This window comes from Streptomyces sp. NPDC048270, assembly GCF_040652335.1.
Taxonomy (GTDB): Bacteria; Actinomycetota; Actinomycetes; order Streptomycetales; family Streptomycetaceae; genus Streptomyces.
Genome location: NZ_JBEZLV010000004.1, coordinates 128671 through 153192, shown reverse-complemented (window position 1 = coordinate 153192; position 24522 = coordinate 128671). Strand labels below are relative to the sequence as shown.

Annotated in this window: 17 protein-coding genes and 1 pseudogene; 8 read left to right on the top strand and 10 right to left on the bottom strand. The window is 72.6% G+C overall.

Annotated features, from left to right (window positions below; translation table 11 throughout):
• Positions 1–79: 79 nt before the first annotated feature.
• Entirely contained in the window at positions 80–3892 is a 3813-nt protein-coding gene (locus tag AB0D66_RS05685; protein ID WP_362297125.1) for an ABC transporter ATP-binding protein, read from the top strand.
• A gap of 12 nt (positions 3893–3904) precedes the next feature.
• On the opposite strand, the gene AB0D66_RS05680 is transcribed toward AB0D66_RS05685, so the two are convergent.
• Positions 3905–4459, bottom strand: a complete 555-nt coding sequence (locus tag AB0D66_RS05680; RefSeq protein WP_362297122.1) for an EF-hand domain-containing protein — start codon at positions 4457–4459, stop codon at positions 3905–3907.
• Between the two features lie 255 nt (positions 4460–4714).
• Between AB0D66_RS05680 and AB0D66_RS05675 the strand changes: the two genes are divergently transcribed.
• Together AB0D66_RS05675 and AB0D66_RS05670 are read left to right on the top strand one after the other, a co-directional pair.
• Positions 4715–5086, top strand: a complete 372-nt coding sequence (locus tag AB0D66_RS05675; RefSeq protein WP_362297119.1) for a hypothetical protein — start codon at positions 4715–4717, stop codon at positions 5084–5086.
• Between the two features lie 84 nt (positions 5087–5170).
• Positions 5171–6604 (top strand): aminopeptidase, encoded by a 1434-nt coding sequence (locus AB0D66_RS05670; protein WP_362297116.1) that lies wholly within the window; start codon positions 5171–5173, stop codon positions 6602–6604.
• Positions 6605–6643: 39 nt separating this feature from the next.
• Here AB0D66_RS05670 and AB0D66_RS05665 read toward each other — a convergent pair whose 3' ends face one another.
• Entirely contained in the window at positions 6644–8449 is a 1806-nt protein-coding gene (locus tag AB0D66_RS05665) for a glycoside hydrolase family 3 N-terminal domain-containing protein (RefSeq protein WP_362297114.1), read from the bottom strand.
• Positions 8450–8459: 10 nt separating this feature from the next.
• Positions 8460–9416, bottom strand: coding sequence for a LysR family transcriptional regulator (locus AB0D66_RS05660; RefSeq protein WP_362297111.1), 957 nt, complete (start codon positions 9414–9416; stop codon positions 8460–8462).
• A 100-nt stretch (positions 9417–9516) separates the two neighbouring features.
• Between AB0D66_RS05660 and AB0D66_RS05655 the strand changes: the two genes are divergently transcribed.
• Complete coding sequence (locus tag AB0D66_RS05655; RefSeq protein ID WP_362297108.1) at positions 9517–10473, top strand: EamA family transporter; 957 nt, start codon at positions 9517–9519, stop codon at positions 10471–10473.
• Here AB0D66_RS05655 and AB0D66_RS05650 read toward each other — a convergent pair.
• Both AB0D66_RS05650 and AB0D66_RS05645 read right to left on the bottom strand, forming a co-directional pair.
• A pseudogene (locus AB0D66_RS05650) lies at positions 10379–10870 on the bottom strand (GNAT family N-acetyltransferase); the annotation flags it as partial. The gene AB0D66_RS05655 and the pseudogene AB0D66_RS05650 overlap by 95 nt on opposite strands.
• A 63-nt stretch (positions 10871–10933) precedes the next feature.
• Complete coding sequence (locus tag AB0D66_RS05645) at positions 10934–11503, bottom strand: DUF937 domain-containing protein (RefSeq protein ID WP_362297106.1); 570 nt, start codon at positions 11501–11503, stop codon at positions 10934–10936.
• A gap of 277 nt (positions 11504–11780) precedes the next feature.
• On the opposite strand from AB0D66_RS05645, the gene AB0D66_RS05640 reads away from it, so the two are divergent.
• Positions 11781–14039, top strand: a complete 2259-nt coding sequence (locus AB0D66_RS05640) for an ATP-dependent RecD-like DNA helicase (protein ID WP_362297103.1) — start codon at positions 11781–11783, stop codon at positions 14037–14039.
• A 182-nt stretch (positions 14040–14221) separates the two neighbouring features.
• On the top strand, positions 14222–15511 hold the full coding sequence (locus AB0D66_RS05635; RefSeq protein WP_030029946.1) for a citrate synthase: 1290 nt from the start codon (positions 14222–14224) through the stop codon (positions 15509–15511).
• 396 nt (positions 15512–15907) lie between these two features.
• Here AB0D66_RS05635 and AB0D66_RS05630 read toward each other — a convergent pair whose 3' ends face one another.
• Positions 15908–18181: a heavy metal translocating P-type ATPase gene (locus AB0D66_RS05630; RefSeq protein WP_362297099.1), complete on the bottom strand. Its 2274-nt coding sequence runs from the start codon at positions 18179–18181 to the stop codon at positions 15908–15910.
• Positions 18182–18274: 93 nt separating this feature from the next.
• Positions 18275–18508, bottom strand: coding sequence for a cation transporter (locus AB0D66_RS05625; protein ID WP_069920342.1), 234 nt, complete (start codon positions 18506–18508; stop codon positions 18275–18277).
• A gap of 164 nt (positions 18509–18672) precedes the next feature.
• On the opposite strand from AB0D66_RS05625, the gene AB0D66_RS05620 reads away from it, so the two are divergent.
• On the top strand, positions 18673–19932 hold the full coding sequence (locus tag AB0D66_RS05620; RefSeq protein WP_362297630.1) for a cation:proton antiporter: 1260 nt from the start codon (positions 18673–18675) through the stop codon (positions 19930–19932).
• Here the strand turns inward: AB0D66_RS05620 and AB0D66_RS05615 are convergent.
• The gene (locus AB0D66_RS05615; protein ID WP_362297095.1) at positions 19910–20569 is read right to left on the bottom strand and encodes a TetR/AcrR family transcriptional regulator; all 660 of its coding nucleotides are present in this window, start codon (positions 20567–20569) and stop codon (positions 19910–19912) included. The genes AB0D66_RS05620 and AB0D66_RS05615 overlap by 23 nt on opposite strands.
• 131 nt (positions 20570–20700) lie before the next feature.
• On the opposite strand from AB0D66_RS05615, the gene AB0D66_RS05610 reads away from it, so the two are divergent.
• Entirely contained in the window at positions 20701–22935 is a 2235-nt protein-coding gene (locus AB0D66_RS05610) for an MMPL family transporter (protein ID WP_362297092.1), read from the top strand.
• Between the two features lie 92 nt (positions 22936–23027).
• Here AB0D66_RS05610 and AB0D66_RS05605 read toward each other — a convergent pair whose 3' ends face one another.
• On the bottom strand, positions 23028–23228 hold the full coding sequence (locus AB0D66_RS05605; RefSeq protein ID WP_053674774.1) for a MerR family transcriptional regulator: 201 nt from the start codon (positions 23226–23228) through the stop codon (positions 23028–23030).
• A 261-nt stretch (positions 23229–23489) separates the two neighbouring features.
• The gene (locus AB0D66_RS05600) at positions 23490–24503 is read right to left on the bottom strand and encodes a Gfo/Idh/MocA family oxidoreductase (RefSeq protein ID WP_362297088.1); all 1014 of its coding nucleotides are present in this window, start codon (positions 24501–24503) and stop codon (positions 23490–23492) included.
• Positions 24504–24522 lie beyond the last annotated feature (19 nt).

Genomic DNA, 24522 nt, shown 5'->3' with positions numbered 1-24522 from the left:
CGATTGTTGCGGCGGGATGAAATCCGCCGGTCCGGGCGTTGGGGCTTGTCGGTAGGACGGACGAACGGGGAGGCTTCACGTGACGGCGGCTGGGGAGAAACAGGGCTGGGGCAGGCGGCTCGCCGCGTACACGTGGCGCTACAAGCTCAACGTGCTCCTCGCGCTCGGGTCCTCGCTGGCCGGCATGGCCGTCATGGCCCTCGTGCCGCTGGTCACCAAGGTCATCATCGACGACGTCATCGGGGACCGGTCCAAGCCCATGGGGCCCTGGGCGGGCATGCTCATAGCCGCCGCCGTCCTCGTCTACGGGCTGACCTACATCCGCAGGTACTACGGCGGGCGGCTCGCCCTCGACGTCCAGCACGACCTGCGCACCGACATGTACGACTCCATCGCCCGCCTCGACGGGCGGCGGCAGGACGAGCTGTCCACCGGGCAGGTCATCGGGCGGGCCACCACCGACCTCCAGCTGATCCAGGGCCTCCTCTTCATGCTCCCGATGACCATCGGGAACTTCCTGCTCTTCGGGATATCCCTCGGGATCATGCTGGCGCTGTCCCCGCTGCTGACCCTCGTCGCGCTGCTGATGGCCCCCGCCCTGTGGTTCATCGCCAAGCGCAGCCGCAAGAAGCTCTTCCCCGCCACCTGGTACGCCCAGGGCCAGGCCGCCGCCGTCGCCGGCGTCGTCGACGGGGCCGTGACCGGCGTCCGCGTGGTCAAGGGCTTCGGCCAGGAGGAGCAGGAGACCTCCAAGCTGCGCACCGCCGGACGGCGGCTGTTCGCCGGCCGGATGCGCACCATCCGGCTGAACTCGCGCTACACCCCCGCCCTCCAGGCCGTACCCGCCCTCGGCCAGGTCGCGATGCTGGCGCTCGGCGGCTGGATGGCCACCCGGGGACAGGTCACCCTCGGCACCTTCGTGGCCTTCTCCACCTACCTCGCCCAGCTCGTCGGCCCCGTCCGCATGCTCGCCATGGTGCTGACGGTGGGCCAGCAGGCGCGGGCCGGTGTGGAGCGGGTCTTCGAGCTGATCGACACCCGCCCCGTCATCCGCGAGGGCGCGCACGAGCTGCCCGCCGACGCGCCCGCCACCATCGCCTTCGAGGACGTCCGCTTCGGGTACGACCCCGAGCGGCCCGTCCTCGACGGGTTCTCGCTCTCGGTCGCCGAGGGGGAGACCGTCGCCGTGGTCGGCGCCTCCGGGAGCGGGAAGTCCACCGTCTCGCTGCTCCTGCCGCGCTTCTACGACGCCGACGGCGGGTCCGTCCGCGTCGGCGGACACGACGTGCGCGAGCTCACCTACACCTCCCTGCGCGGCGCCATCGGCCTGGTCCCGGAAGACTCGTTCCTCTTCTCCGACACCCTCCGCGCCAACATCGCCTACGGACACCCCGAGGCCACCGACGAGCAGATCGAGGCCGCCGCCCGCGCCGCCCAGGCCGACGGGTTCGTCCGGGCCCTGCCCGCCGGGTACGACACCAAGGTCGGCGAGCAGGGGCTCACCCTCTCCGGCGGCCAGCGCCAGCGCGTCGCGCTCGCCCGGGCCATCCTCACCGACCCGCGGCTGCTCCTCCTCGACGACGCCACCTCCGCCGTGGACGCCCGCGTCGAGCACGAGATCCACGAGGCGCTGCGCTCGGTCATGGCCGGCCGGACCACCCTGCTGATCGCCCACCGCCGCTCCACGCTCGCGCTGGCCGACCGGATCGCCGTACTCGACCGCGGCCGGCTCGCCGACATCGGCACCCACGAGGAGCTGGAGCGCCGCTCCGCCCTCTACCGCAGGCTGCTGACCGACCCCGACGCGCTCGGCGCCGGCTCGCCGCGGACCCCCGACGCGCTGCCGATGGCCGAGTTCGAGCGCGAGATCGACCGGAACATCGAGCGGGACATCGAGCTCGAGGCCGAGATCGACTCCGAGCCCGTCAGCGCCAAGCGCCGGGTCTCGGACGGGGTCACCCCCGAGCTCTGGAAGCGCCAGGAGGAGGCCGACAGCGCCGCCGCCTCCCTACCCGGCATGCTCCCCCAGCCAACGCTCGGGGGACCCCCGGCCACCCCCGAGCTGCTCGCCCAGGTCGCCGCCCTGCCGCCGGCCGACGACCAGCCCGACGTGGACGAGACCCGCGCCGCGGCCGCCGAGCAGAGCTACGGCCTGCGCCGCCTGCTCGGCGGCTTCTGGGCGCCGCTCGCGGTCAGCCTCGGCCTCGTCGCCGTCGACGCGGGCTCCGGGCTGCTCCTGCCGATCATGATCCGCCACGGTATCGACCAGGGTGTGGAGAAGGCCGCCCTGGGCGCGGTCTGGGCCGCCGCCGCCCTCGCCCTCGTGGTCGTCGTCGGGCAGTGGGCCGCGCAGTTCGCCGAGACCCGGATGACGGGCCGCACCGGCGAGCGCGTGCTGTACGCGCTCCGCGTCAAGATCTTCGCCCAGCTCCAACGGCTCGGACTCGACTTCTACGAGCGCGAGCTGACCGGCAAGATCATGACCCGGATGACCACCGACGTGGACGCCCTGTCCAGCTTCCTGCAGACCGGGCTCGTCACCGCCGTCGTCTCCGTCTTCACCTTCTTCGGCATCCTGGCCGCCCTGCTCGTCCTCGACGTCGAGCTGGCCCTGATCGTCTTCGCCACGCTGCCGGTGCTGGTGGTCGGCACGATCGTGTTCCGCCGCAAGTCGGTCGCCGCCTACGAACTCGCCCGCGACCGGGTCAGCCTGGTCAACGCCGACCTCCAGGAGTCCGTCGCCGGGCTCCGCATCGTCCAGGCCTTCCGCCGCGAGGGCTCCGGCGCCCGCCGCTTCGCGGAGCGCAGCGACTCGTACCGCGAGGCGCGGGTGCGCGGCCAGTGGCTGATATCGGTCTACTTCCCCTTCGTACAGCTGCTGTCCTCGGGCGCCGCGGCCGCCGTGCTGATCGTCGGTGCCGGCCGGGTCGAGGCGGGCACGCTCACCACCGGTGCGCTGGTCGCCTACCTGCTCTACATCGACCTGTTCTTCGCCCCGGTCCAGCAGCTGTCCCAGGTCTTCGACGGCTACCAGCAGGCCACGGTCTCCCTCGGCCGCATCCAGGGGCTGCTGCGCGAGCCGACCACCACCCCGCGCCCCGCGGAGCCGCTCGCGGTGCCGGAACTCCGCGGCGAGATCGCCTTCGAGGGGGTCCGCTTCGCCTACGGCACCGCCGAGGAGCGCGGGGAGAAGGGCGAGGCGCTGGCGGGCATCGACCTGCGCATACCCGCGGGGCAGACCGTCGCCTTCGTCGGCGAGACCGGCGCCGGCAAGTCCACCCTGGTCAAGATGGTGGCCCGGTTCTACGATCCGACCTCCGGCCGGATCACCGCCGACGGGGCCGACCTGCGGGAGCTCGACCTGACGGCCTACCGCCACCGGCTCGGCGTGGTCCCCCAGGAGCCCTACCTCTTCCCCGGCACCGTCCGCGACGCCATCGCCTACGGGCGGCCCGACGCGCAGGACGCGGAGGTGGAGGCGGCCGCCCGCGCGGTCGGCGCCCACGACATGATCGCCACGCTCGACGGCGGCTACCTGCACACCGTGGCCGAGCGCGGCCGCAACCTCTCCGCCGGGCAGCGCCAGCTGATCGCACTGGCCCGGGCCGAGCTCGTCGACCCGGACGTGCTGCTGCTCGACGAGGCCACCGCGGCCCTGGACCTGGCCACCGAGGCGCAGGTCAACCAGGCCACCGACCGGCTCGCCGGCAAGCGCACCACCCTGGTGGTGGCACACCGGCTGACCACGGCCGCCCGCGCCGACAGGGTCGTGGTCATGGACCGCGGCCGGGTCGTGGAGGACGGCACCCACACCGAACTCCTGGCGCAGGGCGGCCGGTACGCGCGGCTGTGGCGCACCTTCGTCGGGGAGGACGAGCGGGCCGCGGCCTGACGGCCGGACGGGTCAGAGCTCGCCGAAGAACAGGTTGCCCGGGGCGTCCTCGTCGGTGCCGGTGTAGTAGTCGCGCACGGCGTCGAGGAGTTCGTCGACGGTGAGGGTGCCGTCCCCGTTGGCGTCGATCCGCCGGAACAGGGCCTCGGCGTCGTCGCGGCTCAGTTCCGTGTCGAAGGCCTCCTGGGCCCGGTGGAACTCCTCCGGGCTGATGCGGCCGTCGTCGTCGGTGTCGACGACCGTGAGGATCGCCTGCATCATCGGCCGCAGCGAGCGGTCGTAGGCGGGTCCGCCCTGGCTGTACAGGCGCGTCATGCCCACCTTGTACTCCTCGGGCGTGACCTTGTTGTCCCGGTTGGCGTCCAGCTCCGTGAAGAGGTCCTGCCAGAAGTTGGCGATCCCCTGCATCACCGCCTCCGCCTTGGGCGAGTCGTCCGGCTCGGACAGGGCCGTCAGCAGCCGGGAGCCGAGCGCGATGATGTCCGTCGCGTCGATCACGCCGTTCCCGTCCGCGTCGAGGCGGTTGAAGGAGCGCTCCAGCTTGCGGTCGAGCAGGTCGTTCGTCACGTGGGGGCCTTTCACGGCTACGGAGGCGGCAGCGGGTGACCCAGCGTAATGTCCCGCCCGGTCGCGAACTCCCGTTCTCCCGCCCGGGGATGGCGGATGCACCCTTACGGGCGACGGACGCCCCGCGGCAACCTTCCGGGAGCCGCGTGCGTCGTACGTCCGTGCGCACGTTGTACGTACGGCCGATCGGGGGACAGGGTGTTGCAGGAGTCGAGGGGACGGCGGGGGCGGGGCCGACGGGCCGCGGCCCTCGGGGTGTTCGCCGCCGCGCTGTGGCTCAGCGTCGGCGGGCTGTTCGCGGCCCCGCCCGCGCGGGCGGCGGCGGGGGAGGGGGCGCCCGCCGGCACCTGTGCGGGCCGGCTGGCCCGGACGCTGCCGCTCGCGGCGGGCGAGGTGCGCGTGTACAAGAGCCGCACCCAGGCGTGTGCGCTCACCGTGGCCCGGGTCCCCGGAGAGCGGCGGAAAATGGCGGTGAGCATCCAGGGCCGCGGCGGGGCACCGGTCCGCGATATCGGGCAATTCACCCGTTATGCCGGTCCTGTCACCGTGGGTGCGATCGGCCGCTGCGTGTATGTAAAGGGGGGCGTGGGAGCCGAATCGGCCGAATCCGGCTGGATCCTGTGCTGACGGAGCGGCCCAACTAGGTCTGTTCAGCAGCGTGTTCGCCCCGCTAGGTTCACCGCGACCGAAGTGAACGCAAGGGGAGGGTGAATGCGCAAGACGCTCGGATGGCTGCTGTCGCTCGTGGTGCTGATCGGCACCATGGGCGCGGCCGGCTCCACGGCACAAGCGGCCACCGCCGCGGGGCCCGCGGCCGCCACGGACATCAAGGACCAGATCCTCGGCATTCCCGGGATGAGCCTGATAGAGGAGAAGCCGTACCCCGGCTACCGCTTCTTCGTACTGAACTACGAGCAGCCGGTCGACCACCGGAAGCCGTCGAAGGGCACCTTCAAGCAGCGCCTGACCCTGCTGCACAAGGACGTCTCGCGCCCGACGGTGTTCTTCACCTCCGGGTACAACGTCAACACCAACCCGCGCCGCAGTGAGCCGACGACCATCATCGACGGCAACCAGGTCTCCATGGAGTATCGGTTCTTCACCCCCTCCCGGCCCGACCCGGCCAACTGGGAGAACCTGGACATCTGGCAGGCCGCCAGCGACCAGCACCGCATCTTCGGCGCGCTGAAGAAGATCTACCCGAAGAACTGGCTGTCCACCGGCGGCAGCAAGGGCGGGATGACGGCGACGTACTACGAGCGCTTCTACCCGCGTGACATGGACGGCGTCGTCGCCTACGTCGCGCCCAACGACGTCGTCAACAAGGAGGACTCGGCCTACGACCGGTTCTTCGCCAAGGTCGGCACCAAGGAGTGCCGCGACAAGCTGAACGCGGTGCAGCGCGAGGCGCTGGTGCGCCGGGCGCCGCTGGAGGCCAAGTACGCGGCCGCCGCGGCCGAGAACGGCTGGACCTTCACCACCGTCGGCAACCTCGACAAGGCCTACGAGGCCGTCGTGCTCGACTACGTGTGGGCCTTCTGGCAGTACAGCCTGCTGGCCGACTGCGCCTCCATCCCGGCCGCCGCCACTGCGAGCGACCAGGAGATCTGGGACTCGATCGACGCGATCTCGGGCTTCTCGGCCTACGCAGACCAGGGCCTGAACACGTACACGCCGTACTACTACCAGGCGGGCACGCAGCTCGGTTCTCCCGACATCAAGCAGCCCCACCTGGGCAACCTGAGCCGCTACGGCTACCAGCCGCCGCGCAACTTCGTGCCCCGCGAGATCCCCATGGCCTTCCAGCCGGGAGCCATGAAGGACATCGACGGCTGGGTGCGCGACAACGCGAACCAGATGCTGTTCGTGTACGGGCAGAACGACCCGTGGGGCGCCGAGCCGTTCCGCATCGGCTACGGGGCGCGCGACAGCCACGTGATGATCGCGCCGGGCGCCAACCACGGGGCCAACGTCGCGCAGCTGCTCGAGGGCGAGAAGGCCCTGGCGACCGCGAAGATCCTCCAGTGGGCCGGGGTGGCCCCGGCCGCGGCGATCGCCGACGAGGCGAAGGCGGCGCCGCTGGCCGCGCCGGACGCCCAGCTCGACCAGCGCGACCTGGAGCGCGAGCCGCAGTTGCGGCCGTAGTCCCAGGTCCGCCGCGGGCGGCGGGTGGCGGGGTGGCGTCTAGTACGCCACCCCGTGGCCCAGCGGGTAGCGGCCCGGGACCGGGACCGGAAGGCGGCCCGCCGGCCGCACCGCACCGGTGAGCACCCGGGCGGCCGCCCGCATCTCCACGTCCGTCCAGGTGTAGGTCGCCACCTCCGCCGCACAGGCCGGCAGCCGGGCCGGGTCGTACGGATTGCGGATCGCGACCACCACGACCGGCACACCGGTCGCCACCAGGTCCGCCACCAGGGTCCGCTGCGGGCTCTCCCCCTCCGGCACGTTGTACGTGCACACCAGCACCGCCGCGTGACCGGGCGCGGCGGCCGCCGCGCGGGCGGGCGGCAGGGCCGTGGCCCGGCAGCCCAGGGCGGTCAGCTCCCGCGCCAGGACGGCCGTCGGCGGCCCCGTGGTGCCGCTCGGGGAGACCGGGTCCGTTCCGGTGACCAGCAGCCGGGGGGCGGCCGAGGCGTCCAGCGGCAGCAGCCCGGCGGGATTGGCCAGGACGGTCGTCGTCCCCTCCGCGACCGCCTCGGCGGCAGCGAGGTGCGCCGGGATGCCGACGGTCTCGTCCACCCTCCCGGCCGAGGTGCCGGCCCCGTCGAACAGGCCCCGGCGCGCCTTCAGTTCCAGGATCCGCAGCACCGACGCGTCGATCCGCTCCTCCGTCAGCTCGCCGCTCTCCACGGCCGCCAGCACGCTGCGGTGGGCGAGCCCCAGGTCCGGCGGGTTCAGCAGCTGGTCGCACCCGGCCAGCAGGGCCAGCACCGGCACCCGGTCGTCCCCGTACTTCTGGCGGACGCCGGCCATGTCGAGGGCGTCGGTCACCACCACCCCCCGAAAGCCCAGGCGTTCGCGCAGGATGCCGGTCACGATCGGCCGCGACAGGGTGGCCGGATCCCCGGAGGGGTCGAGTGCGGGGAAGACGATGTGGGCCGTCATGACCGCGTCCACGCCCGCCTCCACCGCGGCCCTGAACGGCGGCTCGTCCAGCTCCTCCCATCGGGCCCGGCTGTGCCGCATCACCGGCAGTCCGACGTGGCTGTCGGTCTCGGTGTCCCCGTGCCCCGGGAAGTGCTTCGCGGTGGCCGCGACCCCGGCCGCCTGGTAGCCGCGGACCTGGGCGGCGACCAGCTCCGCCACCGCACCGGGGTCGGCGCCGAAGGACCGTACGCCGATCACCGGATTGGCCGGATTCACGTTGACGTCCGCCACCGGCGCGTAATCCTGCCGGATGCCCATGGCCGCCAGCTCGTCCCCCGCGATGCGCGCGGCGCGCCGGGCGTCGGCCGTGGAGCCGGTCGCGCGGTGCCGCGCGCCGAGCGCCATCGCCCCCGGGAACAGGGTCGCGGGCTTGCCGACGCGGGCGACGGCGCCGTGCTCCTGGTCGGTGGAGAGCAGCAGCGGGATGCCGGGTCCGGAGGCGAGGGCGGCCTCCTGGAGGCCGGCCGAGAGCGCCGCGATCTGGTGCGGGGAACGGGTGTTGTTGGCCCAGGCGAAGTAGACGACCCCGCCGAGGTGGTAGCGGGAGACCAGTTCGGCGGCGGTGCGCACACCGAACAGCTCCAGGTTCTTCGCGGCGTCCGCCGCGTCCGGCTCGGTCGCCGAGTGCCCGTACGCGCGGGACACGAAGAGCTGCCCGACCTTCTCGGCGAGGCTCATCCCCGCCACCAGGCGGCGTACCGACCGGGCGGGAGCGCGGCCGGGGGCCCGCCCGTCGTCGGGGGTGCGGTAGGCGCCCGCGGCGGCGGAGGCGGCTCCGGCGCCCCCGACGGCGACCAGGGCGGCCGCGGCGAGCATGGTCCGGCGAGAGGCGTGGTTCGGCACGCGCCGGACCCTACTGCGGGGTCGCCCCCGACGGGTGACGGACACTCGGGATTTCCCCCGGATGACCTGTTCGTGCGGGCCAGTGCTCCTGGAGCGTCCGAACGGCCTCGGTGATCGCCGGGCGGCGGGCCGCCCCGGTCCGCCACAGCGCGTACAGCCGGCGCACGGGACCGGGCTCCAGCGGGACGGCCACCGCGCCCGCGGGCAGCACGCCGGTGCCCAGCCGGGGCACCACGGCCACTCCGAGCCCGGCCGCGACCAGGGCGACGATGGTGTGGTTCTCCTCGGCCACGTGCGCGATGGCCGGCTCGAGGCCCGCCGTGCGCAGGGTCCGCGTCAGCCAGTCGTGGCAGACCCGCCCCGGCGGCTGGCACACCCAGCGCTGGCCGCCGAGGTCCGCCCGCCGGACGACGTCGCGCGTGGTGAAGGGGTGCCCGGCCGGGACCACCAGATCGCACAGGTCGTCCCCGATCACGGCCTGTTCGACCCCCTCGGGGGCCGGCAGCGGGGCGATGTCCCAGTCGTGGGCCACCGCCAGATCGGTGACGCCCCGGGCCACCAGGTCCACCGACAGGTGCGGGTCCACTTCCGTGAGGCGTACGTCGAGCGCCGGATGGCGGCGGGCCAGATCGGCCAGCACCCCCGGCAGCAGCCCGCGCGCCGCCGAGGCGAACGCGGCCACCGTCAGCAGCCCGCTGGGCTGCCCGCGCCGCTCCTCCAGGGTGGTCTCGGCGCGCTCCACGATCGCCAGCAGCTGCTGGGCCGTGTCGGCCAGGTGCCGGGCCTCCTCGGTGAGCGCGACCCCGCGCCCGCGCCGCTCGAGCAGGGTGGTGCGGGTCTCCCGCTCCAGCTTGGAGATCTGCTGCGAGACCGCGGAGGGGGTGTAGCCGAGGGCGGCCGCCGCCCCGGCGACCGAGCCGTGGACGGAGACGGCGTGCAGGGCGCGCAGCCGGGCGAGATCGAGCATGCCCCATCGTGGCACTGGGCATCATGCGTAAGCAACACTTCATCCATTGCGGAAGAAATCCGCGCTGGTGCTACACGATCAGGCCGCCGATGCTCGGAGCATGCGTCCCGTACACACCGCCCTCGCCGTGCTCGTCGCCGCCGTCTGGGGCTTCAACTTCGTCGTCATCGAGATCGGGCTCGACCACTTCCCGCCGCTGCTGCTGTCCGCCCTGCGCTTCCTGGTGGCCGCCCTGCCCGCCGTGTTCTTCGTCGGGCCTCCCAAGGTCGCCTGGAAGTGGATCCTCGGGGTCGGCCTGGCCCTGGGCATCGCCAAGTTCGGCCTGCTCTTCACCGGCATGGCCGCCGGGATGCCGGCCGGGCTGTCCTCCCTCGTCCTCCAGGTCCAAGCCGTCTTCACCGCCGTCCTCGCGGCGGCGCTGCTGCGCGAACGGCCCGGCCGGGTCCGGCTGCTGGGGATGGGCGTGGCGCTCGCGGGGATCGCGGCGGCCGCCGTCGACGGCGGGACCTCGGGGCCGGTGCTCGGCTTCACCCTGGTCGTCGCGGCCGCCGCCTGCTGGGGCGTCTCCAACGTGCTGACCCGCAAGGCGTCCCCGCCCGACGCGCTGAACTTCATGGTGTGGGTGTGCACGGTGCCGGTGCTGCCGCTGTTCGGGCTCTCGCTGCTGATGGAGGGCCCCGAGCGGGACCTGGCCGCGCTGCGGGCCCTGGACTGGTCCGGCGCGGCCGTCATCGGCTACGTGGCCTGGGTGTCCACCGTCTTCGGCTTCGGCGCCTGGGGCTACCTGCTGCGCCGGTACCCGGCCTCCTCGGTGGCGCCGTTCTCCCTGCTGGTGCCGGTGTTCGGGATGTCCTCGGCGGCCCTCGTGCTCGGCGAGCCCGTGTCGGGGCTGCGCTGGCTGGCGGCCGTCCTGCTCGTCGGCGGCGTGGCCCTCACCTCGCTCGCACCCGCGCGGGGCCCGCTCAGCGCGGCTGGTTCTCCTGGAGCGGCAGCCGCCAGTCCTGTCCCGTCAGGCTCACTCCGAACGAGCGGTGCGGCCGCTCCGCGATCAGGGTGAACCCCGCCCGCCGGTACAGCCCGCGGGCGTCGGCCGGCACGTCGTTGGTCAGGAGCACCAGTTCGCGGTAGCCGACCGAGCGGGCGAAGTCGACGGCCGCGGCGACCAGCCGGGTGCCGATGCCCCGGCCGCGGCCCTCCGGGTCGACGAGGAGCAGCCGCAGCCGGGCGGTGCCGGCCGCGGCGTCCTCGCGCACGCACATCACCGAGCCGAGGGGACGGCCGTCGAGCTCGGCGATCCAGGCCCGTTCCAGATAGGGGTCGTGGTCCTCGGCGAAGTCCGCGACGATCCGGGCGACCATGCCCTCGAAGTCGGCGTTCCAGCCGTACTCGGCGGCGTACAGCGCGCCGTGGCGCTGCACGATCCACCCCAGGTCTCCCGGTTCCGGGTCCCGCAGCCGCATGCTTTCAGCCATGCGCCAACTCTAGGTGCCCCGGGTGGGCGCGGGCCGCCGAACGGGCTACTTCTTGCCGCCGAGGAGCTGGCCCAGCAGGTCGCCCAGGTCGAAGCCGCCGCCCTGCGCCGGAGCCGCGCCGGGGGCCGGGGCGGCCGTACCGGGGGCGGGGGTGCCCGCTCCGGCCGGGGTGCCGGCTCCGGCCGCGGTGCCCGCCTGCGCGCCCTTGCCGGCGGCCGCGCGCTTGGCGAAGACGGCCAGCAGCACCGGGATCAGCAGCTCGATGACCCGGCTGATGGCGGGGGCGGGGATCCCGGTCTTCTTCGAGACGGCGTTGGCGACGGGCTTGCTCACCTTGGCGAGCACCCCGGCCATCAGCCCGCCGCCCAGCAGGCCGCCGCCGAGCGTGGCGACGCCCTGCAGCGGCGGCTCGGCCACCTCCGCGACGGCCTGCCGGACCTCGTCGTCGTCTCCGGCGGCGGCCTTCTCCTGGAGGGTGCCGGTCATCGCGCCCACCGTCTGCGCGACGGTGTCGCGGGCGCCGGCGGTGTCGGTGCCGAGCAGGCCGGCGATCTCGGTGAGCCGGTCGTCGCCGAGCTCGCCCAGCACGTCGTCTTGGAATGAGGATTCGCTCATGCCTGAAACGCTACTTCTGCGGCGATTTGACGGCACCTCGGAGGGGAGTTGGGTAACGGAAACATAAAGCTCCGCTTCCCGGTGCAACCCTGCGCGGGTATCGCGGGTCGTATGGAACGTCGGCACTTCCGGGAGGGGATCTGGGGGGATCGGGAAGTCCGGCGAGGGAGGGGTAACCGTGAGGGGGTCCGGCCGTGAGGCCGGACCCCCTTCTGGTGTCCCGGGCACCGTCCACAGGCCTGCCCCGCTGTCGGCGCGGGACGGTAGCTTCGGGGTCATGGCAACGAACGGGGCGCGGGCGCAGGCGGTCCAACTGGCGGTGGTCGAGGGCGTGCTCGAGCGCATCACCTATGCCAACGAGGAGAGCGGCTACACGGTCGCCCGCGTCGACACCGGCCGCGGCAGCGGCGACCTGCTCACCGTCGTCGGCTCCCTGCTGGGCGCCCAGCCCGGCGAATCCCTGCGCATGGAGGGCCGCTGGGGCTCCCACCCCCAGTACGGCAGGCAGTTCACGGTCGAGAACTACTCCACCCTGCTCCCCGCCACCATCCAGGGCATCCGCCGCTACCTCGGCTCCGGCCTGATCAAGGGCATCGGACCGAAGATCGCCGACCGGATCGTGGAGCACTTCGGCACCGACACCCTCGACGTCATCGAGGACGAGCCGAAGCGGCTGATCGAGGTGCCCGGGCTCGGCCCCAAGCGGACCAGGATGATCGGGGCCGCCTGGGAGGAGCAGAAGGCCATCAAGGAGGTCATGGTCTTCCTCCAGGGCGTCGGCGTCTCCACCTCCATCGCGGTGCGCATCTACAAGAAGTACGCCGACGCCTCCATCTCGGTGGTGAAGAACCAGCCCTACCGGCTCGCCGCCGACGTGTGGGGCATCGGCTTCCTCACCGCCGACCGCATCGCCCAGGCCGTCGGCATCCCGCACGACAGCCCCGAGCGGGTCAAGGCCGGGCTCCAGTACGCCCTGTCGCAGTCCACCGACCAGGGGCACTGCTTCCTGCCCGAGGACCGGCTCATCGCCGACGGGGTCAAGCTGCTCCAGGTGGACACCGGGCTGGTCATCGACTGCCTGGCCGAACTCGCCGCCGACCCGGAGGGCGTCGTACGGGAGTCCGTGCCCGATCCGCAGGGCGGGCCCGACCCGCTGACCGCCGTGTACCTGGTGCCGTTCCACCGGGCCGAGCTGTCACTGGTCGGGCAGGTGCGCCGGCTGCTGCGCGCAGAAGAAGACCGGATGCCCGGATTCCAGAACGTGGACTGGGACAAGGCGCTGGGCTGGCTCGCCGGCCGGACCGGGGCCACCCTCGCCCCCGAGCAGCGGGACGCGGTCCGGCTCGCGCTGACCCGCAAGGTCGCCGTCATGACCGGCGGCCCCGGCTGCGGCAAGTCCTTCACCGTGCGCTCCATCGTCGAGCTGGCCCGGGCCAAGAAGGCCAAGGTGGTGCTCGCCGCCCCCACCGGCCGGGCGGCGAAGCGGTTGGCCGAGCTCACCGGCGCCGAGGCCTCCACGGTGCACCGGCTGCTGGAGCTCAAACCCGGCGGGGACGCGGCGTACGACCGGGAGCGGCCGCTGGACGCGGATCTGGTCGTGGTCGACGAGGCCTCGATGCTGGACCTGCTGCTGGCCAACAAACTGGTCAAGGCCGTGGCGCCGGGCGCCCACCTGCTGCTGGTCGGGGACGTGGACCAGCTGCCCTCGGTCGGCGCCGGCGAGGTGCTGCGCGACCTGCTGGCCGAGGGCGGCCCGGTGCCCGCGGTCCGGCTGACCCGGATCTTCCGGCAGGCCCAGCAGTCGGGCGTGGTCACCAACGCCCACCGGATCAACACCGGCGTGCCCCCGATCACGGACGGGCTCCCGGACTTCTTCCTGTTCCCCGAGGAGGACACCGAGGCGGCCGGCGTGCTCGCCGTGGACGTGGCGGCCCGGCGGATTCCGGCCAGGTTCGGGCTCGACCCCCGGCGGGACGTCCAGGTGCTCGCGCCGATGCACCGCGGCCCGGCCGGGGCCGGACACCTCAACGGCCTGCTCCAGCAGGCGATGACACCGGCCCGGCCGGACCTGCCCGAGAAGAGGTTCGGCGGCCGGGTCTTCCGGGTGGGCGACAAGGTCACCCAGATCCGGAACAACTACGAGAAGGGCGCCAACGGCGTCTTCAACGGCACGGTGGGCGTGGTCACCGGCCTCGACCCGGACGAACAGCGCCTGACGGTACGGACGGAGGAGGACGAGGAGATCGGATACGAGTTCGCGGAGCTCGACGAGCTGGCCCACGCGTACGCCGTCACCATCCACCGCTCCCAGGGGAGTGAATACCCCGCGGTCGTGATCCCGGTCACCACCGGGGCTTGGATGATGCTCCAGCGCAATCTCCTCTACACGGCCGTGACCAGGGCGAAGAAACTGGTCGTCCTCGTCGGGTCCCGCAAGGCCCTCGGGCAGGCGGTGCGTACCGTTTCCGCAGGCAGGAGGTACACGGCGGTCGCGCCCAGGCTGTCCGGCCGGATACCGGTGGGAAACATCACCTAGATGATCGATCATTTGGGGTTCCACCACCGGGGCGGAGGGGGCAGGATGAGCAGCTTGACGGCACTGAGTGCCGTTGAAAGCACCAAAGGCCGACCCCGAGTGCACTCTCCTGCGCCAAATGGGGGAAGGTAGAGGCAGTCAGGGCACCTCGAAGAAGAGGCACTACGTCGGTGAGGGATGACGTGAGCGACAACTCTGTAGTACTCCGGTACGCGGACGGTGAATACACCTACCCGGTGGTCGAGAGCACCGTCGGTGACCAGGGCTTCGACATCTCGAAGCTGAGGGCCCAGACCGGGCTCGTCACTCTGGACAGCGGCTACGGCAACACCGCGGCCTACAAGTCCGCGATTACCTACCTCGACGGTGAGCAGGGCATCCTGCGCTACCGCGGTTACCCGATCGAGCAGCTGGCGGAGCGCTCGACCTTCATCGAGGTCGCCTACCTGCTGATCAACGGTGAGCTGCCGACCGTCGACCAGCTCGCGTCGTTCCGCAACGAGATCACCCAGCACACGCTGCTGCACGAGGACGTGAAGCGCTTCTACGACGGCTTCCCGCGTGACGCGCACCCGATGGCGATGCTGTCCTCCGTGGTCAGCGCGCTGTCCACGTTCTACCAGGACAGCCACAACCCGTTCGACGAGACGCAGCGCAACCTCTCGACGATCCGCCTGCTGGCCAAGCTCCCGACGATCGCGGCCTACGCGTACAAGAAGTCGGTCGGCCACCCGGTGGTCTACCCGCGCAACGACCTCGGCTACGTCGAGAACTTCCTGCGCATGACCTTCTCCGTGCCGGCCCAGGAGTACGACCTGGACCCGGTCGTGGTCTCGGCGCTCGACAAGCTGCTGATCCTGCACGCGGACCACGAGCAGAACTGCTCGACCTCCACCGTGCGCCTGGTCGGCTCCTCGCAGGCGAACATGTTCGCCTCGATCTCCGCCGGCATCTCGGCCCTGTGGGGTCCGCTGCACGGCGGCGCCAACCAGTCGGTCCTGGAGATGCTCGAGGGCATCAAGAACGACGGCGGCGACGTCGACGCCTTCATCCGCAAGGTGAAGAACAAGGAAGACGGCGTCCGCCTCATGGGCTTCGGACACCGCGTCTACAAGAGCTTCGACCCCCGGGCGAAGATCATCAAGGCGGCGGCGCACGACGTCCTCTCGGCGCTCGGCAAGAGCGACGAGCTGCTCGACATCGCGCTCAAGCTGGAAGAGCACGCGCTGGCCGACGAGTACTTCGTCTCGCGCAACCTCTACCCGAACGTGGACTTCTACACGGGTCTGATCTACCGCGCGATGGGCTTCCCGACCGAGATGTTCACCGTGCTCTTCGCGCTCGGCCGGCTCCCCGGCTGGATCGCCCAGTGGCACGAGATGATCAAGGAGCCGGGTTCGCGCATCGGCCGCCCGCGCCAGATCTACACGGGCGAGGTCCTGCGCGACTTCGTGCCCGTCGAGGCCCGCTGACCCGAGGCTCTCGCGCCCGGGTGTCCGAGCCGGGACACCGGCTCGGGCCTGCGGGCCCAGGCTTGCGAAAAGCGCCCCGCCGCCGATCCCCCCACGGGTCGGCGGTCGGGGCGCTTTCCTTTCCCCGGTACGGATTCCCCCCACGGGACCCGCGCCGGGGCGTCGGTGATTGCCGGGACCCGTTCGGGTCGGGAGGGCCGCTCAAAGCCTCCCGCGGGAACGCGTCCCGGCCGGCCGGTGCCGTGCGGACGTCCCCCAAGACCTCCGTGGAACGTCCCCCAAGACATTCCTGGCACCGCCCCATTAGACCCGTGCCGGGCCCGGATGGTTACGTTGGCATCACTGTGATCTGCGTCTCCCGTGAAGGAGCTGTGTGGGCGATGCGAAGGTGATCCACTAGCGGAAGGACCGCAACCGGAGGCTGTTGGTCACCACGAAGACCGAAGAGAAGGCCATCGCGGCCCCCGCGATCATCGGGTTGAGCAGGCCGGCGGCCGCCAGCGGCAGGGCCGCCACGTTGTAGCCGAAGGCCCAGAACAGGTTGCCCTTGATGGTGGCCAGCGTCCGGCGGGACAGCCGGATCGCGTCCGCCGCCACCCGCAGGTCACCGCGTACGAGCGTCAGGTCGCCCGCCTCGATGGCGGCGTCCGTCCCGGTGCCCATGGCCAGCCCCAGGTCCGCCTGGGCGAGCGCGGCCGCGTCGTTGACCCCGTCGCCGACCATCGCGACCGTACGGCCCTGCGCCTGCAGGCGGCGCACGACGTCCACCTTGTCCTGCGGAAGCACCTCGGCGATCACCTCGTCGATGCCCACCTCCCGCGCCACCGTCTCGGCGACGGCCTTGTTGTCGCCGGTCAGCAGCACCGGCGTGAGGCCGAGCGCCCGCAGCCGGGCGACCGCCTCGGCGCTGGTGTCCTTGACCGCGTCGGCCACCGTCAGCACACCGCGCGCGGCCCCGTCCCAGGCCACGAGGACGGCCGTGCCGCCCGCGGCCTCGGCCGCCGACTTGGCCTGCGCGAGCGGGGCCGGCAGCGCGATCGACCAGTCGGCCAGCAGCTGTGCGCGGCCCACCAGGACGGCGTGGCCCTCGACCACGCCCTGGACCCCGAGCCCGGCGAGGTTCTCGAACCCCTCGGGAGCCGGCAGTTCGCCCGCCTGCGCGGCGGCGCCCGTGGCGATGGCGCGGGCGATCGGGTGCTCCGAGGCGTGCTCCAGGGAGCCCGCGAGGCGCAGGAGCTCCCTCTCGTCGACCCCGTCGGCGGGGTGCACGCCGGCCAGGGTCATCCGCCCGGTGGTGACGGTTCCGGTCTTGTCCAGGACGACGGTGTCCACGCGGCGGGTGGACTCCAGCACCTCGGGCCCCTTGATCAGGATGCCGAGCTGCGCGCCGCGGCCGGTGCCGACCATCAGCGCGGTCGGGGTGGCCAGGCCCAGCGCGCACGGGCAGGCGATGATCAGGACGGCCACGGCGGCGGTGAAGGCAGCGGCGGGGTCGTCGGTGATCAGCAGCCAGGCGACCCAGGTGCCGAGCGCGAGCAGCAGGACCACGGGGACGAAGACCGCGGAGATCCGGTCGGCGAGGCGCTGGACCTCGGCCTTGCCGTTCTGTGCGTCCTCGACCAGCCGGGCCATCCGGGCGAGCTGGGTGTCGGCGCCGATCCGGGTGGCCTCGACGACCAGCCGGCCGGAGGCGTTGACGGTGGCGCCGGTGACGGAGTCGCCCACGGAGACCTCGACGGGGACGGACTCGCCGGTGAGCATGGAGGCGTCCACGGCGGAGCTGCCCTCCACGACCGCGCCGTCGGTGGCGATCTTCTCGCCGGGGCGGACGACGAACCGGTCGCCGACCGCGAGCGTGCCCACCGGCACGCGGACCTCCCGGCCCCCGCGCAGCACGGCCACGTCCTTGGCGCCCAGTTCCAGCAGGGCCTTGAGGGCCGCGCCCGCCTTCCGCTTCGAGCGGGCCTCCAGATAGCGGCCGAGCAGGATGAAGCTGACGACGCCGGCCGCGACCTCCAGGTAGAGGGCGGAGGAGCCGTCCGTCCGCGAGATGGTCAGGTCGAAACCGTGCCGCATGCCGGGCATGCCCGCGTGGCCGAAGAACAGGGCCCACAGGGACCAGGCGAAGGCGGCGAGGGTGCCGACCGAGACCAGGGTGTCCATGGTGGCGGCACCGTGCCGGGCGTTGGTCCAGGCGGCCTTGTGGAAGGGGAGGGCGCCCCAGACGACGACGGGCGCGGCGAGGGTCAGCGAGAGCCACTGCCAGTTGTCGAACTGGAGGGCCGGGACCATGGAGAGGAGGACCACGGGCAGGGCGAGGCCGGCGGAGACGAGCAGCCGCTCCCGCAGGGCGGCCAGCGCGGGGTCCCGTACGGGCGGGACGCCTTCGGCGGCCTGCGGGGTGCCGGGGTCCGCTTCCGGTTCCGGCTCCGGCGGCGGGGGTTCCGCGGCGGTGTACCCGGTCTTCACGACGGTGGCGATGAGATCGGCGACTTGGACGCCGCCCGCGTACGAGACCTTCGCCTTCTCGGTGGCGTAGTTCACCGTGGCGGTGACCCCGTCCATCCGGTTCAGCTTCTTCTCGATGCGGGCCGCGCAGGAGGCGCAGGTCATGCCGCCGATCGAGAGTTCGACCGCCGTTATGGGCCCGTCGTGCACTGTGCTGGTCATGTTCCGGCTCCAGGGGGAGGGCCGGGGTGTACGGAACCAGTATGAGCTGGCCGGCACACCCCGGCAGGGTGCTGCCGAAGGGGAAGGGCCGGCTCAGACCCGGCCGGTGAACTCGTAGCCCGCCTCGTCCACGGCGGCGCGCACGTCCTCGTCGGCCAGCGGGGCGGCGGAGGTCACGGTGACCTCGCCGGTCGCGGCGACGGCCTTGACCGAGCTGACGCCCGCCAGTGCGGAGAGCTCGGTGGTCACCGCGCCCTCGCAGTGCCCGCAGGTCATGCCGGTCACCCGGTAGACGGTGGTGGTCTGGGTGTCCGTCTCGGCGGTCATGTCGTTCTCCTCTTCAGGGGCGTGTGCGGTCGCCGGGGGGCGGTCCGTCAGTCCACCGTCCTCCCGACACTTCGAGACTATACCCCTAGGGGGTATCGATGCGAGTATCCGCGCCCGCTCGTTTGCGGTGGCCGGATGGGATGAACCATATGTAAATGGCTCGTATGGATCATCCGGGGACCTTCGTCCTGATCGTGGCCGCCGCCGTGCTGGCACCCCTGCTCGCCTACGGGATCTCGCGCTGGCTGCCCGTACCGCTGGTGATCTTCGAGATCCTGCTCGGCATCCTCATCGGGCCGGACGTGCTGGGCTGGGCCCACACCGGCCAGGTGATCGACGTGCTGAGCGAGCTCGGACTGGCGATGCTGATCTTTCTTGCCGGTTACGAGATCCAGTTCGACCAGGTCAAGGGGGACACCCTCAAGCGGTCCGTGTGGGCCTGGCTGATCGCCCTCGCGCTGGGGCTGGGCATCGGGATTCTGCTCGCCCACGGAGGCGGCTTCGACAAGGGGGTGTACGTGGGCACCGCGCTCACCAGCACCGCCCTCGGCGCGATCCTGCCGGTGCTGCGCGATGCCGGGGACCTCCAGAGCCGGTTCGGCTCCGTGATGATGGCGATGGGATCGGTCGGCGAGTTCGGGCCGATCATCGCCATGGCGCTGCTGCTGAGCGGCCGGGCCCCGGGGCGCTCGGCGGCCCTGCTGGCGGCCTTCGCGGTGCTGACGGCGGCGGCGGTGTTCTGGGCCCTGCGGCCCAAGCCGCCCTGGTTCTCGAATGTCATCGCCAAGACCCTGCACAGCAGTGCGCAGTTCGCGGTGCGCCTGGTGGTGCTGCTGCTGGTGGGGATGCTGGGGCTGGCCCAGGTGCTCGGGCTCGACATCCTGCTCGGGGCCTTCGCGGCCGGGCTGGTGACCCGGCTGGTGCTCCAGGGGGCCGCGCCGGAGAGCAGCGAGACCGTGCTGTCGAAGGTGGAGGCCATGGGCTTCGGCTTCCTGGTGCCGCTGTTCTTCGTGGTCACCGGGATCGAGTTCGACCTGGAGGCGCTGCTGGGCGGCGGCCGGGTGCTCCTGCTGCTGCCGGTGTTCCTGCTGCTCTTCCTGCTGGTGCGGGGGCTGCCGATGTGGCTGCTGGCCCCGCGGGACCTGGGGCGGAGGGACAGGTCGGCGCTGGTGCTGTTCGGGTCCACCGCCCTGCCGCTGGTGGTGGCGATCACCACGCTGGGCGTGGAGGCCGGGCAGGTGGAGCCCGGGGAGGCGGCGGCGCTGGTGGGCGCCGGAATGCTGTCCGTGCTGGTGTTCCCGCTGGCGGGGCTGCGGCTGCGGGCCGGGAGCCGGTCCGGGCGGGGGGCGGGCGGCGAGGGTGGCGCGGGCGGCTCCGCGCGGGCCGGGCGCGCGGAGCGGGTCAGGGGGAGCGAGTCGTGGTGACCATCGGCTCCAGGTAGCGCAGCAGCACGGTCTTCAGCTCCGCGGTGTAGGCCTCGCGGTCGGCGCCCTCGTGGGCCAGGATCAGGTCCAGCGAGGACTTGAAGATGCCCAGGACCATGTTCGAGGTGTGGGTGAGCTCGGCGGGCGTGGCCTGCGGGCAGAAGGAGTGCAGCACGCCCTCGACCCGGGTGAGCAGGCCGGAGTGCAGCTCCTCGTGCTCCTGGTTCACGGCGCCCGGGATGCCGGAGCCGTGCATGAGCGCCCAGAAGGCCGGGTTCTCGCAGTTGAAGGCGATGAGCGGGTCCAGGACGGCGTCCAGCAGTTCGGGCAGGGGTCGCTGGAGGTTCTCGGGCAGGAAGGCCTGTCCGTGCGTCTCGTGGGCGCGCTGGAGCAGCTGGCCGCCGAGCTCGACCGCGATGGCCTCCTTGTTCGGGAAGAACTGGTAGAGCGTGCCCGGCGAGACGCCGGCCTCGCGGGCGATGGCGTTGGTGCTGGCCGCGGCGTAGCCCGTGCGGCAGAACACCCCCGCGGCGGCGGCCAGGAGCTGGGAGACGCGGCGCTCGCCCCGTGCCTGGCGGCGTCGCGGCGTGGCGGTTTCCGCGCTTTCGGTGGTTTTGCCCGTGGGAGTTCCCGGCATGTCCAATCCCTTGCTTCCCGTGGGTGATTGACAAACGCGAGTGATCGCTCGCATTCTGAGGGAACGCGAGCGATTGCTCGTGTTTGCCAGTCTATTCGGCCTGGCAATCACGGTGAAGGGGACACCGAGTCATGTCCGAAGTCAAGAATCCGCCGTCGCCCGGGGAGGCCGGCAGGTGGACCCGGTTCGTCACGGCCAGGCCGCGGCTCTCGCTGCTGCTCGCCCTGCTGGTCACGGCCCTGGCCGTGTTCGCGGGCGGCGGCGCCGCCGAACGGATGGGCAGCGGCGGCTGGGAGGACCCGGATGCCCGGTCCACCTACGCCGCCAAGGCCCTGGAGCGCGAGTTCCCGGCCTCCCAGCCCAATCTGCTGCTGCTCGTCGACTCCGGCCCGGGGACAGCCGGGGTGGACGATCCCGCCGTCGCCGCCGAAGCGGAGCGGCTGACGGCGCGGCTCGCCGCCGAACAGGGGGTCGTCGGCGTCGGCTCGTACTGGCGCACGCGGCTGCCCGCCCTGCGCTCCGAGGACGGACGGCAGGCCCTCGTCGCCGCCCGGGTCCTGGGCGACGAGAAGACCGCCACCCGGGTGCTGGACCGGATCGCCCCCCGCTACCGGGGTGAGCACGGGCCGGTGCGGGTCTCCCTCGGCGGGCCGGCCGCGGTCCAGCGCGAGGTGACCGCCACCATCCAGGAGGACCTGCTGCGCGCCGAGATGATCGCCCTGCCGGTCACCCTCGTCCTGCTCGTCCTCGTCTTCGGCAGCGCCGTCGCCGCCCTGCTGCCCCTGGGCGTGGGCATCGTGGCCATCCTCGGCACCAACGCGGTGCTGCGCGGCCTCACCGAGTTCACCGAGGTCTCCGTCTTCGCCCAGAACCTGACCACCGCGCTCGGACTCGGCCTCGCCATCGACTACGCCCTGTTCATCGTCCGCCGGTTCCGCGAGGAACTCGCCGCCGGGCGGGATCCGGTGGCCGCCGTCGGAGCCACCCTGCGCACCGCCGGGCGCACCGTGCTCTTCTCGGCGCTGACCGTCGCGGTCTCCCTGTCGGCCATGCTGTTCTTCCCGATGTACTTCCTGCGCTCCTTCGCCTACGCCGGGGTGGCGGTGGTCATGCTCGCCGCGGCGGCCGCGCTGATCCTCCTGCCGGCAGCCCTGGTGCTGCTCGGCGACCGGGTCAACGCCCTGGATCTGCGGCGGCTGTGGCGGCGCGGGCGCCCTGCCGCGGCCCCGGCGGAAGCGGGGCGGGGCTGGGCGCGGACGGCCGCCCTGGTGATGCGCCGGGCCCCGGTGTTCGCCGTGGCCACCACGGCCGGGCTGCTGCTCCTCGGACTGCCCTTCCTCGGCGTGAAGTTCGGCACCGTGGACGACCGGCAGCTGCCGAGGACCGCGGAGTCGCATGTGGTCCAGCAGCAGATCCGCGACACCTTCCCGGGCAGCCCCGGCGGAGGGATCACCGTCCTCACCGAGGACGCGGCCGGATCCGCCGAGCTCGCCGCCTACCGGCAGCGGCTGGCCCTGCTGCCCGGGGTGGAACGGGTCGACGGCCCGGTGAGCACCGCGGAACCCTCGCGGTACGCCTACTTCTCGCTCACCACGGCGGGCGAGGCGGTGGGGCAGCAGGCCCAGGACCTCGTCGGCGAGGTGCGGAGGGTCGAAGCGGACTTCCCGACCTCCGTGACCGGACAGGCGGCGGTGCTCGTCGACGCCCGGGAGGCGATAGCCGGCAAACTCCCCGCGGCGCTGGCCCTGGTGGTGCTCGCCACCCTGCTGCTGGTGTTCCTGCTCACCGGGAGCCTGCTCATACCGGTCCAGGCCGTCCTGCTCAACGCCCTCAGCCTGACCGCGATGTTCGGGGCGGTGGTGTGGGTCTTCCAGGAGGGCAACCTCTCCGGACCGCTCGCCTTCACCTCCACCGGCGACATCGAGACCACGCTGCCGGTGCTGATGTTCTGCATCGCCTTCGGACTCTCCATGGACTACGGGGTGTTCCTCATATCGCGGATCAAGGAGGAGTACGACCGGACCGGGGACCACGAGGGCGCCGTGCGCAGCGGACTGGCCCGCACCGGCGGGCTGATCACCGCGGCGGCCGTGATCCTGGCGGTGGTGATGGTGGCCATCGGCACCTCGCGGGTCACCAACACCAAGATGCTGGGGCTCGGGATCGCGCTGGCGGTGCTGATGGACGCCATGGTCGTGCGCAGCCTCCTGGTCCCGGCGGTCATGAAGCTGACCGGGAAGGCCACCTGGTGGGCGCCGGGCCCGCTGCGCAGGCTGCACGAGAAGATCGGGCTGAGCGAAGGGGGGTCCCCGCCGCCGCCGGCGGCCGAGCCGGAGCCGGAGAAGGTGCCTGCCGGGGCGGCCTAGCCGTATCGACGCGCGGGGGCGGTCGGGGGCGGCGGGACTGGGGGGCGTGGGGGACGGGGCCCCGGCGGCCCCGTCCGGCAGCCGCTGAGGGGTCAGTCCTCGCGGCGCCCCCGGTTGCCGGGGCGTCGGGCCACCCAGGCGCGGATCGTATCGGCGTACCAGTAGGGCTTGCCGCCCTCCACGTGGTCGGGCGCGGGAAGCAGGCCGTGCTTCCGGTAGGAGCGCACCGTGTCCGGCTGGACCCGGATGTGGGCGGCGATCTCCTTGTAAGACCACAGCTGTCGGTCGCTCATGACGCACCTCCTTGTCCACGCCGCGGGGCCGGCCGGGAGGCCGTCGGGGGAGCCGGCGCGTGGACACTGACGATCACTCGGGTTGTGCCCGGGGAACGACGCGAGGTGAGGGCAGGGGAGGGGCTGTCGACCGCCTGTGACGGAAAACCCGCGTCATGCGGATATGTGTGACACAAGGGCGACCCCTGTGACAGATGCGGCACAGGGATGCCCAAGTGGCCCGGCGGTGGTGGGCGCCGCCGGGTTCGCTCCCCGTGGGGCTCAGCGGTAGAGAGGGGGCCGGTCCACCAGCGTCACCGGAGTGCGTGTGCCGGTGCGCGCGGCCGCGAGGCCCGCCTCCGAGACGGCGGCGGCCGCGTAACCGTCCCACGCGTCCGGCCCGGCCACCCCGCCCCGCGCGGCCGCGGCCACCCAGCGCCGCAGCTGCCGGTCGTAGGCGTCGGCGAAGCGCACCGTGAAGTCCTGGTCGATCTCCCCGCCCCACCGGCCCGCCGACTGCACCACCATCGCGTGACCGTCACCGATCCGGGCGCTGCCGGACTCCCCGACCGCCTCGCACTGCACCTGGTAGCCGAAGCCGCAGTTGACGAAGATCTCCACGTCCACCACGGCCCCGCCCGAGGTCTCCAGCAGCACCAGCCGGGGATCGCGCAGCCCCTCCGGAGCCGCCGAGGAAGGGGTCGGGGAGAGTACGGACACCGCCGTGACCTCCTGCCCCAGCAGCCAGCGGGCCGCGTCCACCTCGTGCACGACGGAATCGCTGATCAGCATGTCGCTGGTGAAGAAGGACGGCGAGGAGGCGTTGCGGTGGCGGCAGTGCAGGAAGAGCGGGCGACCGATCCCGCCCGTATCCAGCAGTTCCTTCAGGCGTTCGTACTCGGCGTCGTGGCGGCGCATGAAGCCCACCTGGACCAGGCGCCGCCCCAGCCGCTGCTCGGCCTCCATGATGCGCAGCGCGCCCGCCGGATCGGGCGTCAGCGGCTTCTCGCACAGCACGGGCAGCCCCCGCTCCAGGGCCTGCCCGATCGCCTCCTCGTGGGCGGGCCCCGGGGAGGCGATCAGTACGGCCTCCACCCCGGGCGCGGCTATCGCGGCCGCCGGGTCGGTGTGCGCGACGGCGCCCTCCAGGGCGCCCGCGACCTCCTTGACCCGGTCCCCGTCCGGGTCGGCCACCGCCACCACCCGGGCCCCGCCGACCGTCCGCCCGATCCGGCGGACGTGGTCGGCGCCCATCTTCCCCGTACCGATGACGGCGATGCCGAGGGTGCTGCTCATGTCGTGTTCCTCCCGGGAG

What these genes read in the sequence shown, in the direction of transcription:
- AB0D66_RS05605 (WP_053674774.1), bottom strand. Translation starts at nt 23,228, where the DNA reads ATGAGCGACCGACAGCTGTGGTCTTACAAGGAGATCGCCGCCCACATC.
- AB0D66_RS05615 (WP_362297095.1), bottom strand. Translation starts at nt 20,569, where the DNA reads ATGCCGGGAACTCCCACGGGCAAAACCACCGAAAGCGCGGAAACCGCC.
- AB0D66_RS05670 (WP_362297116.1), top strand. Translation starts at nt 5,171, where the DNA reads ATGCGCAAGACGCTCGGATGGCTGCTGTCGCTCGTGGTGCTGATCGGC.
- AB0D66_RS05630 (WP_362297099.1), bottom strand. Translation starts at nt 18,181, where the DNA reads ATGACCAGCACAGTGCACGACGGGCCCATAACGGCGGTCGAACTCTCG.
- AB0D66_RS05640 (WP_362297103.1), top strand. Translation starts at nt 11,781, where the DNA reads ATGGCAACGAACGGGGCGCGGGCGCAGGCGGTCCAACTGGCGGTGGTC.
- AB0D66_RS05610 (WP_362297092.1), top strand. Translation starts at nt 20,701, where the DNA reads ATGTCCGAAGTCAAGAATCCGCCGTCGCCCGGGGAGGCCGGCAGGTGG.
- AB0D66_RS05645 (WP_362297106.1), bottom strand. Translation starts at nt 11,503, where the DNA reads ATGAGCGAATCCTCATTCCAAGACGACGTGCTGGGCGAGCTCGGCGAC.
- AB0D66_RS05660 (WP_362297111.1), bottom strand. Translation starts at nt 9,416, where the DNA reads ATGCTCGATCTCGCCCGGCTGCGCGCCCTGCACGCCGTCTCCGTCCAC.
- AB0D66_RS05620 (WP_362297630.1), top strand. Translation starts at nt 18,673, where the DNA reads ATGGATCATCCGGGGACCTTCGTCCTGATCGTGGCCGCCGCCGTGCTG.
- AB0D66_RS05655 (WP_362297108.1), top strand. Translation starts at nt 9,517, where the DNA reads ATGCGTCCCGTACACACCGCCCTCGCCGTGCTCGTCGCCGCCGTCTGG.
- AB0D66_RS05625 (WP_069920342.1), bottom strand. Translation starts at nt 18,508, where the DNA reads ATGACCGCCGAGACGGACACCCAGACCACCACCGTCTACCGGGTGACC.
- AB0D66_RS05600 (WP_362297088.1), bottom strand. Translation starts at nt 24,503, where the DNA reads ATGAGCAGCACCCTCGGCATCGCCGTCATCGGTACGGGGAAGATGGGC.